At 69.4% G+C, this 14,897-nt stretch carries 19 protein-coding genes; 10 read left to right on the top strand and 9 right to left on the bottom strand.

The genetic code is table 11. From position 1 onward, the window contains the following. Positions 1-15: 15 nt before the first annotated feature. The 4 genes from VHW64_RS14075 to VHW64_RS14060 form a co-directional block, all read right to left on the bottom strand. Entirely contained in the window at positions 16-897 is an 882-nt protein-coding gene (locus VHW64_RS14075; RefSeq protein WP_329651195.1) for a homocysteine S-methyltransferase family protein, read from the bottom strand. After that, the gene (locus VHW64_RS14070; RefSeq protein WP_329651194.1) at positions 894-1,211 is read right to left on the bottom strand and encodes a virulence factor; all 318 of its coding nucleotides are present in this window, start codon (positions 1,209-1,211) and stop codon (positions 894-896) included. Before VHW64_RS14070 ends, VHW64_RS14075 begins: the two co-directional genes overlap by 4 nt. 68 nt (positions 1,212-1,279) lie before the next feature. After that, on the bottom strand, positions 1,280-1,642 hold the full coding sequence (locus tag VHW64_RS14065) for a carboxypeptidase-like regulatory domain-containing protein (protein ID WP_329651193.1): 363 nt from the start codon (positions 1,640-1,642) through the stop codon (positions 1,280-1,282). 3 nt (positions 1,643-1,645) lie between these two features. After that, positions 1,646-1,927, bottom strand: a complete 282-nt coding sequence (locus VHW64_RS14060) for a hypothetical protein (RefSeq protein ID WP_329651192.1) — start codon at positions 1,925-1,927, stop codon at positions 1,646-1,648. A gap of 214 nt (positions 1,928-2,141) precedes the next feature. Here VHW64_RS14060 and VHW64_RS14055 point away from each other — a divergent pair, with 214 nt between their 5' ends. Continuing rightward, on the top strand, positions 2,142-2,918 hold the full coding sequence (locus tag VHW64_RS14055; RefSeq protein WP_329651191.1) for a dihydrodipicolinate synthase family protein: 777 nt from the start codon (positions 2,142-2,144) through the stop codon (positions 2,916-2,918). Positions 2,919-2,925: 7 nt separating this feature from the next. Here the strand turns inward: VHW64_RS14055 and VHW64_RS14050 are convergent, their stop codons facing one another. Together VHW64_RS14050 and VHW64_RS14045 are read right to left on the bottom strand one after the other, a co-directional pair. Next, a complete protein-coding gene (locus VHW64_RS14050) occupies positions 2,926-3,363 on the bottom strand; it encodes a cupin domain-containing protein (protein WP_329651190.1) in 438 nt (145 codons plus the stop codon). Positions 3,364-3,419: 56 nt separating this feature from the next. Next, positions 3,420-4,130: a GntR family transcriptional regulator gene (locus VHW64_RS14045; protein ID WP_329651189.1), complete on the bottom strand. Its 711-nt coding sequence runs from the start codon at positions 4,128-4,130 to the stop codon at positions 3,420-3,422. 164 nt (positions 4,131-4,294) lie between these two features. On the opposite strand from VHW64_RS14045, the gene VHW64_RS14040 reads away from it, so the two are divergent. From VHW64_RS14040 to VHW64_RS14000, 9 genes are all read left to right on the top strand, one after another. Further along, complete coding sequence (locus VHW64_RS14040) at positions 4,295-4,681, top strand: carboxymuconolactone decarboxylase family protein (RefSeq protein WP_329651188.1); 387 nt, start codon at positions 4,295-4,297, stop codon at positions 4,679-4,681. Next, on the top strand, positions 4,681-5,475 hold the full coding sequence (locus VHW64_RS14035; RefSeq protein ID WP_329651187.1) for an HpcH/HpaI aldolase family protein: 795 nt from the start codon (positions 4,681-4,683) through the stop codon (positions 5,473-5,475). Before VHW64_RS14040 ends, VHW64_RS14035 begins: the two co-directional genes overlap by 1 nt. After that, on the top strand, positions 5,472-6,347 hold the full coding sequence (locus VHW64_RS14030; protein ID WP_329651186.1) for an SMP-30/gluconolactonase/LRE family protein: 876 nt from the start codon (positions 5,472-5,474) through the stop codon (positions 6,345-6,347). The genes VHW64_RS14035 and VHW64_RS14030 overlap by 4 nt, the downstream gene beginning before the upstream one ends. 32 nt (positions 6,348-6,379) lie before the next feature. After that, positions 6,380-7,168, top strand: a complete 789-nt coding sequence (locus VHW64_RS14025) for a 2-keto-4-pentenoate hydratase (protein WP_329651185.1) — start codon at positions 6,380-6,382, stop codon at positions 7,166-7,168. Positions 7,169-7,190: 22 nt separating this feature from the next. Beyond that, entirely contained in the window at positions 7,191-7,484 is a 294-nt protein-coding gene (locus tag VHW64_RS14020; protein ID WP_329651184.1) for a putative quinol monooxygenase, read from the top strand. A 30-nt stretch (positions 7,485-7,514) separates the two neighbouring features. Then, on the top strand, positions 7,515-8,372 hold the full coding sequence (locus tag VHW64_RS14015; protein WP_329651183.1) for an aldo/keto reductase: 858 nt from the start codon (positions 7,515-7,517) through the stop codon (positions 8,370-8,372). Between the two features lie 232 nt (positions 8,373-8,604). Further along, the gene (locus VHW64_RS14010; protein ID WP_329651182.1) at positions 8,605-9,540 is read left to right on the top strand and encodes a cyclase family protein; all 936 of its coding nucleotides are present in this window, start codon (positions 8,605-8,607) and stop codon (positions 9,538-9,540) included. Positions 9,541-9,621: 81 nt separating this feature from the next. Next, positions 9,622-10,530: an isocitrate lyase/PEP mutase family protein gene (locus VHW64_RS14005; RefSeq protein ID WP_329651181.1), complete on the top strand. Its 909-nt coding sequence runs from the start codon at positions 9,622-9,624 to the stop codon at positions 10,528-10,530. A gap of 7 nt (positions 10,531-10,537) precedes the next feature. Then, positions 10,538-11,551: a peptidyl-alpha-hydroxyglycine alpha-amidating lyase family protein gene (locus VHW64_RS14000; RefSeq protein ID WP_329651180.1), complete on the top strand. Its 1,014-nt coding sequence runs from the start codon at positions 10,538-10,540 to the stop codon at positions 11,549-11,551. Positions 11,552-11,569: 18 nt separating this feature from the next. Here VHW64_RS14000 and VHW64_RS13995 read toward each other — a convergent pair whose 3' ends face one another. The 3 genes from VHW64_RS13995 to VHW64_RS13985 all read right to left on the bottom strand — a co-directional run bounded on the left by VHW64_RS13995 (position 11,570) and on the right by VHW64_RS13985 (position 14,695). Beyond that, positions 11,570-12,559 carry a 2-hydroxyacid dehydrogenase gene (locus tag VHW64_RS13995; protein WP_329651179.1) on the bottom strand — a complete coding sequence of 330 codons (990 nt, stop codon included), beginning with the start codon at positions 12,557-12,559 and terminating at the stop codon, positions 11,570-11,572. 24 nt (positions 12,560-12,583) lie between these two features. Beyond that, positions 12,584-13,786, bottom strand: a complete 1,203-nt coding sequence (locus VHW64_RS13990) for an enolase C-terminal domain-like protein (protein WP_329651178.1) — start codon at positions 13,784-13,786, stop codon at positions 12,584-12,586. Positions 13,787-13,906: 120 nt separating this feature from the next. Then, the gene (locus VHW64_RS13985) at positions 13,907-14,695 is read right to left on the bottom strand and encodes a GntR family transcriptional regulator (protein WP_329651177.1); all 789 of its coding nucleotides are present in this window, start codon (positions 14,693-14,695) and stop codon (positions 13,907-13,909) included. Positions 14,696-14,897 lie beyond the last annotated feature (202 nt).

Below are 14,897 nucleotides of genomic sequence, written 5' to 3'. Positions count from 1 at the left end.
GTCGGAGCCGACGGGTCAGGCGCTCAGCGCCTGGCTCATGGCCGCGATGTGGGCCGGTGTCGAGCCGCAGCAGGCCCCGACCAGGTCGACCCCCAGGTCGGCCAGCGCCCGGGCGTGGTCGGCCAGGACCGCCGGCGACGCGTCGTAGACGAACCGGTCGCCGACGAGGTGGGGCAGCCCGGCGTTGGACTGGGCGACGAGCAGGAGCCCGTCGGCGCGAGCCTGGACCAGGGACTCCGCGATCTGCTCCATCTCGCCCGTGCCGCGACCGCAGTTGGCGCCGACGGCGTCGACACCGGCCTCGGCGAGCGCCGTGACGGCGTCGCCGGGCCGGACGCCCATCATCGTGCGCAGGTTGGTGTCGAAGCTGAGCGTCGCGATCACGGGGACGCCGGGAACGACCCGCTGGGCCGCCTCGACGGCGGCGCGGACCTCGGCGAGGTCGCTCATGGTCTCCACGATGACGACGTCGATCCCGCCCTCTCGCAGACCACGCAGCTGCTCCTCGAACAGGGCGCGGGCGTCGTCGTGCTCGAGTCCGCCCAGTGGCGCGAGCAGCTCGCCGGTCGGACCGAGGTCGCCGGCCACCAGGACGCCGTGCCGGCGGGCCACCCGGCTCGCGATCACGGCGCCCGCCTCGTTGAGCTCGTGCACGCGGTCCGCGAGCCCGTGCATCGCCAGGCGTGGTCGGGTGCCGCCGAAGGTGTTGGTGGTCAGGACGCGCGCGCCCGCCCCGGCGTAGGCCTCGTGGATCTCCTCGACAACCTCGGGGCGCTCGACGTTCCACAGCTCTCCCGAGCCGCCGTCGTCCAGGCCGTGGTCCTGGAGCAGGGTGCCCATGCCGCCGTCGAGGAGCACCGGGCCCTGGTCGCCGAGGAGGTCGCGCAGGTGGTTCACGGCGTACCGCCGTCGGCTGCGGAGGGGCCCAGGTCGTCGAGGTACTCGGCGACCCGATCCGCCGGCCACTGCGACTCCAGGTCGGCCACGACGCGGTCGCAGACCTCGTGCGGGCTGCCGTCGCCGGGCGTCCAGTCGCCACGGACCCAGCCCTCGAGGTAGGCGTCGCTGTCGGTCGCGCCCAGGCGCATCGCCGCCTCGTCGATGGCCTCCTGGAACCTCGACGCGAGCGGTCCCTTGGTCACGGTGTCGCCCTCTCGCGCGACCACCAGCGAGGGCAGGTCGCGCCAGGAGGTCACCTGGTACTCCGTCACGAGTGTGAGGCTAGCCGTCCGGAGCGCGCCCGCAGCATCGCCGCCGAGGCGTGGTCCTCGACGGTCTTCTAGAACGCCACCTCCGTGACGTTCCACTTGTGACGGAGGTGCACCTTCGTCCTCGCGGTCTTGCCGTGGCGCTTCACCGTCAGGGTGTAGGTGCCCTTCTTCTTCACCGCGAAGCTGTAGTAGCCCGGCACCGCGTCGCTGCGCAGCGAGCGGAACGTCTTGTGGACACCGCGTCCGGACAGCTTCACCTTGACGTGGGCGAGCCCGTTGCGCAGCTTGTCGAAGACCCGCCCGGTGATCGCGAAGAAGCCCTTGCTCTTGAGGTAGTACGGCGCGCTCGACCCCCATCCGCCGTCGGGGGAGCTGCCGGTGACCCCGGCCTGGAACCACCGGTCCGCCCACGTCTTGCCGGTGAGGAACACCTCCTACCGGCACGACGTCGCCCGGACGGCGCAGTGCTTGACCTGGGCGAAGTCCTGGCTCTCCAGGTTCGTCGGGTAGCCCCAGGTCACCGTGGATGGCGCTCCGCCGCACTCGCTGGTCGCCGGACTCGTGGTCACCTTGACGTGGCCGCCGGGCTTGAGGACCGCCGGCTTGACGTGAACGGACGCGCAGCGGGACTGCTCCGCGGGCGGCTTCTGCGGGATCCGGGCCTGCGCGTCAGCTACCGTCGTCGCCAGGCCGATCGTGACCAGCGTGAGAGACACCGCGGCCGCCCCGAGGGCGGAGGAGACGCGTCGCCCGGCGCGGAACCTAGCCCGGGTGACCCCTGCTCCGACAGGCACCAGTCGTCGCGATGGTGCGGCTCGAGCCGACGTGACCCCTATGCTGCCTGGCGGATGGTCCCGAGCTGCTGAGTCCCGGCGCTGGCAGCGCGGGCGCGGCCGGATCGTCGATAGAGTCCACAGATGGGAGCGGGAGATGCCACATCCCCGGATCTTCTCCGGTGTCGCGGTGGCGCTGACGACGCTGTTCGACGACTCGCTCGAGGTTGACGCCCAGGCGACCGGAGCCCATGCGCGCCGGCTCGTCGACGCGGGCATGCGCGCCATCGTGGTGTGTGGCACGACGGGTGAGCCCGAGACCCTCAGCCCCTCGGAGAAGCTCCAGGTGCTGGAGGCCGTGCTCGATGCCGTGGCCGGCGACGTCCCGGTGGTGATGGGAGTCACCGAGCCGTCCGGGCGGCAGGCCGCCGAGTCGGCGGCGTCGGCCGTCGGCCTGGTCGGCGGCGAAATGGCCGGCGTCCTGGCCCGCTCACCGCGCGGCGTGCCGGACCCGACGGACTTCTACTCGCGCATCCACGCGGCGATCGGGCCGGTCCCGTTGCTGGCCTACCACTTCCCGGCGGTCGCTCCGCCAGGGATCCCGCTGAACGTCCTCGCCGGCCTGCCGGTCGTCGGACACAAGGACTCCTCCGGCGATCCCGAGCGGCTTCTGGCTGCTCTCGGCGTCGGAGGCGACATCTATGTCGGCGCGTCGACGCTGCTCCTGATGGCCGGCGCCGTGGGCTGCGCCGGTGCGATCCTCCAACTCGCGAACGCCGCTCCCGAGCAGTGTCTTCAGGCATTCGCGGGTGACGCCGATGCCCAACGTGCCCTGGTCGAGGGTCATCTGCGCGCCAAGGGAGACTTCCCGCGCGGGGTCAAGACGCTCATGCACGAGCGCTTCGGGACCAGCCCGGCGTTCAGGCTGCGGTGAGCCGGCCTCAGGAGCCCGAGGCGCCGCGGTCCTCCTCAGACAGGTGCACGACGGTGCGGCCGGTCGACACTGTCGTCCTGGTCACGAACCGGCCCGCGTAGGTCCAGTAGATCGCGAGCTCGCCCGCGCCGCGGTTGACGAAGCGGTGGGGTACGCCGGCCGCGACCCAGGTGGCCTCGCCGGCGGTCAGGTCGACGCTCTGGTCGCCCAGCACCGCGGTGGCCTCGCCGCGCAGCACGAGAACGGTCTCCTCGACGTTGTGGGTGTGCAGCGGGATCGCGGTCCCGGGTGGGAACACGGTCATGCCCGTCGTGATCGTGCTGAGCTCGCTGTTCCAGTGGCCGACGAACGGCACCGTCGATACGCCCGAGCCCCGTGAGAAGGCAGTGATCGCGGAGGGGCGCAGGACCAGCCCGAAGGCCGGGTCGTCGGGGGAGCTGCTCATAGGTTCCTCTCCAGCGGGGTCATCGGGGTCCATGGGTCCATGGGGTCCATCGAGGATCAGGGCTTGCTCCGACGCTCGCGGAGCAGCTGCGTGCGCACCCGCATCGACGATGCGATGTGGGCGCGAGCGGCGGCCTCGGCGGCGTCGGCATCGTGGGCCTCGATGGCGTCGATGATGGCCTCGTGCTCAGCGACGGCCTCCGCGGACCGGCCCGGCACCGTGAAGGTGGTGCCGTGGAAGCGGCTGACGCGTCCGTGCAGGGCCTGCATCATCGTCAGCAGCAGCCGGTTCCCGCCGACCGTGCACACGGCCTCGTGAAAGCGCAGGTTGGCGGCTGACACCGCGAGCGGCGCCATTCCTTCGCCGGAGACCCGGGCCAGCTCGGCGTTGAGCCAGCGCAGATGGTCGACGTCTCGGGCCCGCGCCACCTCGGAGGCGAGCCGCGCCGCCAGGCCGTCGATGGCCTGACGGACGGCGTCGGTCTCGACGATGTCGTCGGCCGTCACCTCGGCCACGACGAGCCTTCCGCGGTCGTCTCTCCGGACCACCTGCTGCGCCTCCAGCAGCGAGAGCGCCTCGCGGACCGGTGTCCGGCTCACGTCGAACACGCGCGCCAGCTCCTCCTCGGTCAGCCGGGTCGCGGGTGCCAGGCGGCCCGACATCACGGCGTCCTGGAGGGCGGAGTGAACGGCGTCCGCCGTGCTGACCCCGGCGAGCCGCGTCGCGCTGACCGGACGCAGGCCGGCAAGACCCTGCCTTCCCGTCATCGCTCCTCCTCATCACCCGTCGCCGTCGCCCCGTCGAGGCCGAGCTCGCGTACTCGCGGTGACCCAGCATAGGGCCGGTCCGGCCTCGCCGGCCGTCCAGCGAGACGACGTGTCGACAACAGAATGCAATCGTATACAGTCGCGTACGACGAGAGGGGATCACGATGTCAGAGAGCCGACGCGAGCGAGGGCTGGCGATGCGCCGCCGGGTTATGGGCGACGAGCATGTCGATCGGGCACTGTCCTCGGCGACGAGCCTGAACGCGCCGTTCCAGGAGTTCCTCAGCGAGTACTGCTGGGGCCAGTGGGCCTCCGACGGCCTCGACCCACGCACCAGAAGCCTGGTGACGATGGCGATTCTCGGAGCTCTCGGGCGCTCCCAGGAGCTCTCGGGCCACCTGCGCGGAGCCCGTCGCAACGGCTGCACCGACGACGAGATCCGCGAGTGCCTCATGCACGTCGCCATCTACGCCGGCATCCCGGCCGGCGTCGAGGCGTTCCGGCTGGCGGTCGCCGCGGCAGCAGAGGCCGAGGGGCAGGCGAAGCAGTGATGCCAGCGCTCACCCGCAACCGTCTCCTCGACACCTTGAACGAGGGTCGGCCCGCCCTCGGCATGATGGTGTCCTTCGTGCGCACACCCGCGATCGTGCGGATGGTGGCCCGCGCCGGCTTCGACTTCGTCAACATCGACATGGAGCACTCCAGCTTGTCGTGGGAGACCATCCACGACATGGTCGAGCTTGCTCGCGCCACGGGGATCACCCCGATCGTGCGCCCCTACAACTACAACGGGCTCACGGCCGACCGCATCCTCGACCTGGGCGCGATGGGTCTGATGATCTTCGACGTGCGCTCCCGCGAGCTGGTCGACGACATCCGCAGCTACCTTCAGTACCCACCCGCAGGGATCCGGGGTACGACGACCCACGGGGCTCCGACCGACTACGAGACCGCCGACCCCGACTCGATGCGCGAGCACATCAACCAGAACACCGCGCTGGTGATCCAGATCGAGAGCAGGGAGGCCGTGGAGGACATCGACGCGCTCCTCCAGGGCGGGGGTGTCGACATCGTCGAGGTCGGGCGCAACGATCTCTCCTCGGCGTACGGCGTGCCGCACCAGACCCGACACCCCACGGTGCTGAAGGCGATCGACACCGTCATCGAGGCAGCCCAGCGGCACGGCTGCCATCCCGGCACGGTGGTCTTCGACGAGGAGGACGCCCGCGACATGATCGGGCGCGGCATCCGCTCGTTGTCGTTCTCCAGCGACCGCTCGATGCTGAACCGCGGCATGCGCTCCGGAGTGTCCATGCTCCGGTCGGTGATCGACGAGCTCTCATGAGTGCGACGTCCGACTTCGAGCTGTTCGCCGACGACCTCGGCTGGACCGAGGGACCCGTCGTCCGCCACGACACCGGTGAGGTGCTGGTGGTCTCCATCGACCGCGGGCACCTGTACCAGTCGGACGGCGCGACCTCGCGCTTCCTCGCCGTGACGGGTGGCGGCCCCAACGGGGCGACCGAAGGCCTGGACGGCTCGGTCTACATCGCCCAGGACGGCGGCGGCAGCGACCGGTCCAAACGAACGCCGGGAGTCAGCGGCGGCGTCCAGGTGCTGCGCCCCGATGGCCGGGTCGACACGCTGACCAGCGACCTGATCTCTCCCAACGACCTGTGCATGGGACCCGACGGCCAGCTGTACGTCACCGACCCGACCCGTCCGCGCTCGCGGCGTGACGGCCGGCTCTGGCGCGTCGACCCGGTGACCGGGGCGGCGTACCTGATCACGTCGGTGGACTGGTATCCCAACGGGATCGGGTTCGGGCCCGAGCGCGACGCGATCTACGTCGCCGACTCGAACGGCGCCCGGATCGTGCGGCTCCCGTTCGCGGACGGCGGCCGGCTCGGCGAGCCGGAGACCTTCGCGGAGATGCGCGACGGTCGCCCCGACGGCTTCTGCTTCGACAGTGAGGGCAACCTCATCGTGGGTGTCGTCGGCACCGATGAGGGAGACCGAGGCAGCGTCGCGGTGCACGACCGGTCGGGTGCGCTGGTCGAGCAGCTGTTCCCGGGGTCCCACCAGAAGTACACCAACGTCGCTCTCGACGACCAGCGTCGCCTGTTCGTGACCGACTCCGAGGGCGGCGCGATCCTGGTCGTCCACGGCTGGCCGACCGTGGGACTCCCGCTGTTCCCGTTCCGCGACGCGTCCTGACCCACCAGCGACCCCGACCTCGAGGAGCCCACGTGACACACGCGCAGCAAGGTGGCACCGATCCGTCCGACGACGACGTCCAGGCGATCTGGGAGGGGGTCTCGACACACGCGGTCGATGTCGCCCAGATGACCCCCGACCTCTCGGTGGCGGCGGGCGAGGCGGTGCAGCTGGCAGTGCTGCAAAGGCTGGTGGGGCAAGGCGCCAGCCGGGCCGGCTGGAAGGTCGGGATGACCTCCGGTGCGGGGCGCGACAGCCTCGGTGCCGGCGTGCGGCCCTTCGGGTACCTGCTCGGCGGACGCGTGCTGCCGTCGGGCGACCGACTCGACGCCTCACAGATCCGGTCCGTGGGTCTGGAGACCGAGCTCTGCTTCCGGATCGGCACGACCCTCCGAGGGCCACTCGTCACGGCGAGTGAGGCACGTGCGGCGGTCGACGGCGTGGCGCCGGCCTTCGAGGTGAACGAGGAGCGGCTCGACGCGTCCGCTGTCGCTGGGGTGAAGGTCGCCGACAACCTGCGCCAATGGGCGATCGTGGTCGGCGAGTTCGGTCCGGTGCCGGGCCAGGATGTGCTCGACGGACTCGTCTCCACCATCAGCCGGGACGGGCAGGAGATTCAGAGCCGGGCAGCCGAGGGTCACATCGACGACCACTTCGAGTCCTTGGCGGCCCTGGCACGTGAGCTCGCGGCGTTCGACCGGGCTCTGGAGCCCGGCGACGTGGTGATCACCGGGGCGTTCACCCGGATCGGAGACCTGACCCCCGGGCGGTACGTCGGCACGTTCAGCGGGGTGGGCGAGGTCTCGCTCGATCTCGCCTGACCATCATTGAAGGAGCAGACCCATGACGTTCGTGGTTGCCGCGACCTGGATAGCCAAGGCTGGCGAGGAGGCTGTGGTCGCCGACACGATTCGCACGATGACGCCGCTGTCGCGCGCCGAGCCCGGCTGTCACTACTACCAGGCCCAGGTCTCGACCGAGGACTCCGGTCGCTTCCTGCTCTACGAGCAGTACGACGACGAACGGGCGTACGAGGCCCACAAGCAGACCCCGCACTTCCAGCAGCATGTCTTCGGGTTCGTGCTCGAGCGTCTCGAGGAGCGCTCGGTCACCACCTGGACCACGGTCGAGACGTGAGTCGGGGATGAGCCGGAAGCGAGGCCGCGGATGAGGAAGCGCCCGGTCGGCGACGTCCGGGTCGGTGAGATCGCCGTGGGCGCGATGGCGCTCTCGCGCCCGGGCCGGCCCTCGACGCAGGAGGCGGTCCGAGCCGTCCATGCTGCTCTGGACGCCGGGGTGACGCTGATCGACACCTCGCCGTCGTACCACGACACACCCGAGGAGCGTGGTCACAGCGAGCTCCTGGTGGCCAGGGCCCTGCGCGAGCGCCCCACGTCGGGCAACGAGGTCATGGTGGCGACCAAGGTCGGGCACATCCGTCAGGCCGGTGGCACGATCGCCGTGGACGGCAGCCCGGACCACATCCGGCGCAGTGCCCAGGAGTCAGCGGGCCGCCTCGGTGTGGACTCCATCGACCTCCTCCAGCTGCATCGGCCCGATCCCCAGGTTCCCTACGCGGAGTCCGTCGGCGAGCTCGGCCGGCTGGTCGACCGGGGTCTGGTTCGCGCGGTGGGGATCTCGAACGTCGGCACCGACGAGGTCGAGGTCGCCGCCAGCGTCCTCGGGCCGAGGCTGGTGTCGGTGCAGAACCGCTACTCGCCCGGTCACCGCGAGTCCCACGACGTCCTTGAGCTGTGCGCCAGGCGGGGGCTCGCGTTCCTTGCCTGGAGCCCGCTGGGCGGCAAGGGGAGTGGCGAGATCACGAGCGCCCCCGCGTTCCTCGCGGTCGGGCTGGCGCACGGCGTCGGCCCCCATCAGGTGTGCCTGGCCTGGGAGCTCCGTCTCTCGCCGGGGTTCATCCCGATACCCGGGATCACGAGTGGTGCCCGGGCCGCGGACTGCGCGGCGGCCAGCCGGCTCGACCTCACCGATGAAGAGCTGGACCAGCTGCCGGCATTGACGTGACCGACTTGGTACGGCCTATTGACCCCAAGATCCACGCTGCCTGTCTGAGCTTCGCTCACAAAGGGCCGGCCAAAGTGACACAGGCGAATCCATTGACACCTGATATGTGCCTTACTAGTGTGCTTGATATACAAGCGCCTCGGACCTGCCGATGGCATGGCGATCAGACGCCGCCGAGCGCGCGTGCCCGCGGGGCGCGCCCCGTGCTGACGTGAGCGAGGGATCAGCAGCCATGACCGAGCCGGCCGACCACGCGGGAGCCACCGCGTTCCGGGAGCGCATCCGTCCACACCGCCGGTGGGGCCGCTGGGGTGAGGACGACCAGCGCGGAGCCGCGAACCTGATCGACCAGCAGAAGGTGCTGCGAGCGTCCGGATTGGTTCGCACCGGCGAGATCGTGTCCATGTCGCGCGACTTTCCGACGCAGCCGGCGTCGAACAACCCCAAGCCGGCTCAGCACTTCATGAACGCCGCGACCGAACCGGACGGCCAGGGGAGCGCCACCGACTTCATCGGTGTCAGCTTCCACGGTCGCACGTGTACCCACCTGGATGCTCTGTCGCACGTCTGGGACAAGGACGGCGCCTGGAACGGACGAGACCCGGGCTCGTTCGTCACCTACGACGGCGTCACCTGGGGCGGGGTCGAGCAGTTCGCCGGGGGCCTCATCTCGCGGGGCGTCCTCTTCGACGTTGCGGCCGGACGTGCCGAAGGCTTCGTCACGCAGGACGAGCCGGTCACCGGCGATGAGCTGCGCGACCTGGCCGCCGCGGACGACCTTCAGCCTGAACCGGGAGACATCCTCGTCGTCCATAGCGGACGCGAGGCGTGGGAGCAGCACATGGGTACGCCGTGGAGCACTCCCGACTCGACCGGTGCGATGCCTCGGCCGGGTCTCGCGCCTTCGTGCCTGGACTACTTCCACGAGGTCGACTGCGCCATGATCGTGTGGGACATGATGGACGCTCGTCCGAACGAGTTCGGGGTCAAGCACAGCGTCCACGCGATCATCCCGTCGCAGGGGGTCCTTCTCCTCGACAACGCCCACCTCTCACCGCTTGCCGAGAAGTGCCGGTCGGGCCAGCGCCGAGACTTCATGACCGTCGTGGCCCCCCTGAAGATCGTGGGTGGCACGGGATCACCGGTAAACCCGCTGGCCGTGTTTTGAACCACCGTCCAGGGCGATCGCCGACACGACCTCTCGAGGTCGTCGTCGCCGCCTGCGCCCGCTAACCCGAAGGAGCCCACGTTGACAGCAGCCGGTGCACGACTGAAGGACATCATCTCCCGGCCCGACGCGGTGATCGCCGCGCCTGTGTTCGACCCCCTCTCGACCCACCTGTCGGCGCGTCGGGGCTTCGAGGTTGCCAAGCTGTCCGGCACGGTTTGGAAAGGCGCCGAGCTGGCGCAGCCCGACGACCTGCCCCTGGCGTACATGAGCGATCTGGTGGACATCAGCCGGCGGATCCTGCGTGTCGCGGACATCTGCCTGATGGTCGACGCCGACGACGGTGGCCCCAGCGCGGTCAGTGTCTACCGGACCGTTCGCGAGCTCGAGCAGGTGGGCGTGGCCGCGATCGAGCTGGAGGACAACCTCGTCCCGAGGTTTTACGGCGAGGTCGAGGATCGGCATGGCCTGGTCATCAGCCAGAAGGAGTTCGTCGGGAAGCTGCAAGCAGCGGTCGATGCTCGTCGCGACGACTCGACCCTGATCGTGGCCAGACTGGTCCTGCGGACCTATCCCGACCGCGACGAGGCGCTCGCCCGGATCGTCGCCTACGCCGAGGCAGGGGTCGACGCGATCATGCTCCCCGGCCTGGGCGCGCCCCGAGACGGAAGGGACGACCTCCAGGCTATCCATGCCGTCACCGACCTGCCGCTGTTCGCGCTGGGACTGCCGTGGGACGTCCAGACCGACGCGGAGTTCATGCGCGCCAACAACGTCAAGGTCCGCTATGTCTCGGACTTCCCCCTGTACCGCATGGCGATCAAGAACATGGACGACTGCCTGGCCTACATGGCCGAGGGCGGGGACCCCGCCGACCTCGACGACCGGATGGGTCCGCTCTCGCTGGTGCGACACGCACCTGAGTCGGTGAGCCAGATCGAGTTCTTCAAGAACTGGAGCCAGAAGTACGTCCAGCTCGAGGACGAGTAGCCGTCACGTGACGCAGAGCAAGCAGGCCCGGGATCCGGCAGCAACGGTGGTGGTCGGTGAGGGTGACTTCCGCTACTCCCCGGACCTGAGCTGGGGCACGCTGCCGGACGGATGGACCCTCGGAGACGTCGCGGGGGTCGCCGTCGACAGCCGCGGCCGGGTCTACGCCTTCAACCGCGGCGAGCATCCGTTGGTGGTGTTCGACGCGTCGGGGGAGTTCCAGGAATCCTTGCGTGAGGACCTGTTTCGCCATCCCCACGCGATCCAGGTGGCTCCCGACGACTCGCTGCTGTGCACCGACGACATCGACCACACGGTGCGCTGGCTGGAGCCGTCGGGAGAGGTACGTCTTCAGCTGGGCAAGCCGGGTCGTCACAGCGAGTTCATGAGCGGCAAGCCGTTCTGTCGGTGCACCGACGTGGCACTCGGACCGGATGGCTCGCTCTACGTCTCGGACGGCTACGGCAACGCCCGCGTGCACCAGTACTCGCCGACCGGGAAGCTGGTCAGGTCTTGGGGAGGGCCCGGAGCTGGTCCGGGTGAGTTCAACGTTCCGCACAACATCGGGTGCGACGCGACCGGCTACGTCTACGTCGCCGACCGCGAGAACCACCGGATCCAGGTCTTCAGCCACGACGGCGACGTGGTCGATATCTGGCAGGGGTTCCACCGGCCCAGCGCCTTGTTCGTCGACGACGCGGCCGGGCACGTGTACGTCGGCGAGATCGGGCCCTACTACGCCCACAACCGGGGGACGCCGAACCTCGGTCCGCGGATCACGGTCACCGACATGTCGGGCCGTGTGCTGGGCCGGGTCCAGGGAGATCCAGCTGCCGGCATCGGGCCGGACCAGTTCCTCTCGCCGCACGCGATCGCCAAGGACTCCGCAGGCAGCCTCTTCGTGGGCGAGGTCTCGAGTGCGGCCTGGCCCATGCTCTTCCCGCAGACACCGGAGCCATCGATGCCCCGGCTGCGCAAGCTCGTCTCACTCCGGACCACGGAGACGACGAGCAGGACCTGACGGGTAGCCGGGGTCAGGTCATCGGGCCGGTTCGGGCCGGACTCCCGGGCGGACCACATTCGCGAGCTGCTGACCGGCTGCGAGCCGCTCGACGTTGTCGGCGATGGCGGTGTACCGGCGTGCGGACAAGGCGCGTGTCCAGGCCGAGGAGTGAGGGGTGCACCAGGCATTCGGCAGGTCCGCGATCGGATAGCGGCTCGGCTCGACGGTCTCGTGTCCCGCGACTGGGTAGTCGTACCAGACGTCCAGCACCGCCCCGGCGATCGACTCGCGCTGGAGGGCCAGGTAGAGCGCCCTCTCGTCGACGACGGGGCCTCGTGCCACGTTGACCAGCACCGCCGATCGCCTCATCTGTCCGAGAGCGACGGCGTCGACCAGCCCGCGCGTCTCGTCGGTGAGGGGACAGGCGATCACGACATAGTCCGACGACCTCAGCAGCTCGGGAAGGCTCTGCTGCGGGAGCACCTTGACCCGATCGTCGCTCGCCACACATCGGGACACGGCGACGACGTCCATCCCGAACGCGAGAGCGCGGGTGGCGACGGCTCGACCGACCCGTCCGTAGCCGACGACGCCCAGGCGTCGTCCGTGCACCTCCCCATGGGGGGCCCGTGCTCGATAGGTCCCGGACCACGCACTCGGGTCGAAGGACGTGCGCAGCTCATGGAACCCGATCTCCCACTCCAAGATCGCGCACATGACGAACTCCGCGATCGGGATCTCGTGCTCGTAGACGTTGCACACGGTGGTCTCGGGGGCCAGAGCGGACATGTCGATCTCGTCCACGCCAGCCCCTGGGACCTGTAGCAGGCCCCAGGCCGGGGCGACGCTGCCCACCGGACGGATGAGGCGACGTGAGATGACGACGTCGGCATCGAGGAGCATCGTGTCGAAACCCGCGTCGGAGGACGCAGCCGAGGGGACCGCGACGACCGAGTGGTCGCCGCGCAAGGAGCCCTCGAGGTCCTCTCGATGCTCGGCCGACTCTCCCATCAGGACGATCTTCACGGCAGCACCGGAGAGCGGCTCTGGTCACCAGTGGGCAATGGTCCCGTCGTCGAGAACCGCACCCGTCTGGTGCATGGTCTCCGCCTCGTAGGGATGTCGGGCGACCTCCTTCTCGTCGACCTCGATCCCGAGTCCTGGTGTCGTTGGCACGTCCCACGAGCTGCCCTTGCGGACGGTCGGACCACTGACCACGTCGTCGTACCACGGAACGGCACCGCTCATCTCCTCCTGGATCACGAAGTTGGGTGTGCTCACCGCGAAGTGCAGGGCGGCGGCGGACGCGATCGGGCCGTTCGGGTTGTGCGGCGCGACACCGACCATGTGCGCCTCGGCGGCGGCGGCGATCCGCTTGCCTTCCAGGAGGCCGCCGGTGTGGTTGAGGTCGGGCTGGGCGATGTGGACAGCTCGAGCCTGGAGCACGGGCAGGAACTCGCCGAGACCGATCAGGCGCTCACCGGCGGCGATCGCGCACGGAGCCTGCTGCGCGATGGCGGCCAGGGCGACGGCGTCTCCTGGCTGCACCGGCTCCTCGCAGAAGAGGACGTCGAAGGGCGCGACCACGCGGATGTAGTCCATTGCCGCCGACACCGACTCCGGTCTCCCGTGGAAGTCCACCATGATGTCGACGTCCGCCCCGACGGCGCCGCGAACCGCGCTCATCAAGGAGTCGAGAAGCCTTCGCTGGGCGGCCCGTGTGACGTAGCCGCTGAAGGGCACCAGCACGACCTTGAGCGCGTCGTAGCCCTGGGCCACGACGGCCGACGCCAGGTCGGCGACCCGAACGGGATCGTAGGAGTCGTAGACCGAGCCCATGTCGCCGAGCCCGAGGTGCGCATATACACGGACGCAGCTGCGCACGGCGCCGCCCAGCAGACGCCAGACGGGTACGCCCAGGGACTTGCCGAAGATGTCCCACAGTGCGTGCTCGATCCCGCTGACGGCGGTCGTGCCGATGATGCCCATCCGGTAGTAGCTGTGCCTGGTCATCGTCTGGACCGCCTGTTGGATATCGCGCGGGTCCCGGCCGATCAGCAGGGGCGCGAGATCGTCGACCGCGGCCATCACCGATCTCGTCTTCCAGTTGAGCGTCGCCTCACCCCAGCCGAACAGGCCGTCCTCGTTGGTGAGCACCTTGACGAAGACCCAGTTGCGTAGCCCGGCGTGCACGGCACGACATTCGACGCGGGTGATCCTGACTTTGTCCGCAGCGTCGAGCTCTATCGTCATGGCACCTCGTTATCCGAGTGCGCAGAGACACTCCTTGGATCTCTGCCCCGAGTCTAGCTGGGGCCATGCCGGGTGACTAGGTGACGACCGCCATTTGAGAGTGCGTGACCCACGCAATTCTCAATTGCGCTTTCCGCGGAGTTGCAGCCGATACTCGTATCGGTCGGGGTGGAAGAAGTTGATGGCGTACTCGAGGGTGCGGCCGCTGATGCCCAGGTATCGCCGGTCGATGCGCAGAGTCGGGATGCCGATCTCACACTGCAGATGGCGAGCGACGTCGTCATCGGCGGCACAGGCGGTCGCAGTCTGCTGGGCACTGTCGATCGAGTCGTCGCTGGCTGCCTCGACCAGCGCGATGATCGTCGTGCGTGAGACCGCCCCTGGCTCGGTCAGCCTCAGGATCTCGGGCTGGTCCTTGATCCGCGCACCGACGTCGAGAGGGAGGCAGACCCTGGTGAAGCAGAACGGGACGCCTCGGTGCATCCGAGTGAACGCCATCGACATCACAGACTCGGCGCCCGCTCCGAGCAGGCTGGTCAACGAGACGTCGGCGCGCACATGCAGGGGCTCGATCACCCGCAGCTCGGTGTCCACGGCCAGGGACATCAGATCGGGGATGTTGCCGAACGACCGCAGGTACCGTGCGTCATGAGGAAGGACGAACGTGCCCCTTCCACGCACCCGGTAGATCATCCCCTCGTTGCTGAGCTCCTGGAAGGCCCGGCGAACCGTCTGCCGGCTGAACCCCGAGGTGGCCACGAGCTCGGCTTCGGTAGGAAGCCGCTCCTCGGTCGCGTACCGACCCGACGTGATGGCCTCGCGCAGGTCGGCAGCGAGCTGCTCGTAGGCGACCACCGACCCCGGCCCCGAGGCGACCGAGCGAAGATGCGGCTCACGGTGACCGGTCATGTCGTCCCCTCACGCTCGTGACCCATGGTGGCCGCAGTGTAGACCGTGCGGCCGGACCTGCTTGCAATACGAATTCCAGCGTCATCTCCGGGCCTGCCCGAACGCGGCGGTGACCCGTATTCCATGTGGGTTGTACGGGCGGACCCCATGTCTATTCTGCCATTCTCTGGACAATGACGGCGGGACGGCTCGAGGTAGTCAT

It is taken from the genome of Nocardioides sp. (genome assembly GCF_036267815.1).
In the GTDB taxonomy this organism is placed as follows: domain Bacteria; phylum Actinomycetota; class Actinomycetes; order Propionibacteriales; family Nocardioidaceae; genus Nocardioides.
Note: the sequence above shows the minus strand (reverse complement) of the source record. Positions and strands in the feature narration are given on the sequence as shown.

Bases quoted from the DNA above. Each gene is read 5' to 3' on its own strand.
- VHW64_RS14055 (WP_329651191.1), top strand. From the start codon at position 2,142: ATGCCACATCCCCGGATCTTCTCCGGTGTCGCGGTGGCGCTGACGACG.
- VHW64_RS14050 (WP_329651190.1), bottom strand. From the start codon at position 3,363: ATGAGCAGCTCCCCCGACGACCCGGCCTTCGGGCTGGTCCTGCGCCCC.
- VHW64_RS14045 (WP_329651189.1), bottom strand. From the start codon at position 4,130: ATGACGGGAAGGCAGGGTCTTGCCGGCCTGCGTCCGGTCAGCGCGACG.
- VHW64_RS14040 (WP_329651188.1), top strand. From the start codon at position 4,295: ATGTCAGAGAGCCGACGCGAGCGAGGGCTGGCGATGCGCCGCCGGGTT.
- VHW64_RS14035 (WP_329651187.1), top strand. From the start codon at position 4,681: ATGCCAGCGCTCACCCGCAACCGTCTCCTCGACACCTTGAACGAGGGT.
- VHW64_RS14030 (WP_329651186.1), top strand. From the start codon at position 5,472: ATGAGTGCGACGTCCGACTTCGAGCTGTTCGCCGACGACCTCGGCTGG.
- VHW64_RS14020 (WP_329651184.1), top strand. From the start codon at position 7,191: ATGACGTTCGTGGTTGCCGCGACCTGGATAGCCAAGGCTGGCGAGGAG.
- VHW64_RS14015 (WP_329651183.1), top strand. From the start codon at position 7,515: ATGAGGAAGCGCCCGGTCGGCGACGTCCGGGTCGGTGAGATCGCCGTG.
- VHW64_RS14010 (WP_329651182.1), top strand. From the start codon at position 8,605: ATGACCGAGCCGGCCGACCACGCGGGAGCCACCGCGTTCCGGGAGCGC.
- VHW64_RS13990 (WP_329651178.1), bottom strand. From the start codon at position 13,786: ATGACGATAGAGCTCGACGCTGCGGACAAAGTCAGGATCACCCGCGTC.
- VHW64_RS13985 (WP_329651177.1), bottom strand. From the start codon at position 14,695: ATGACCGGTCACCGTGAGCCGCATCTTCGCTCGGTCGCCTCGGGGCCG.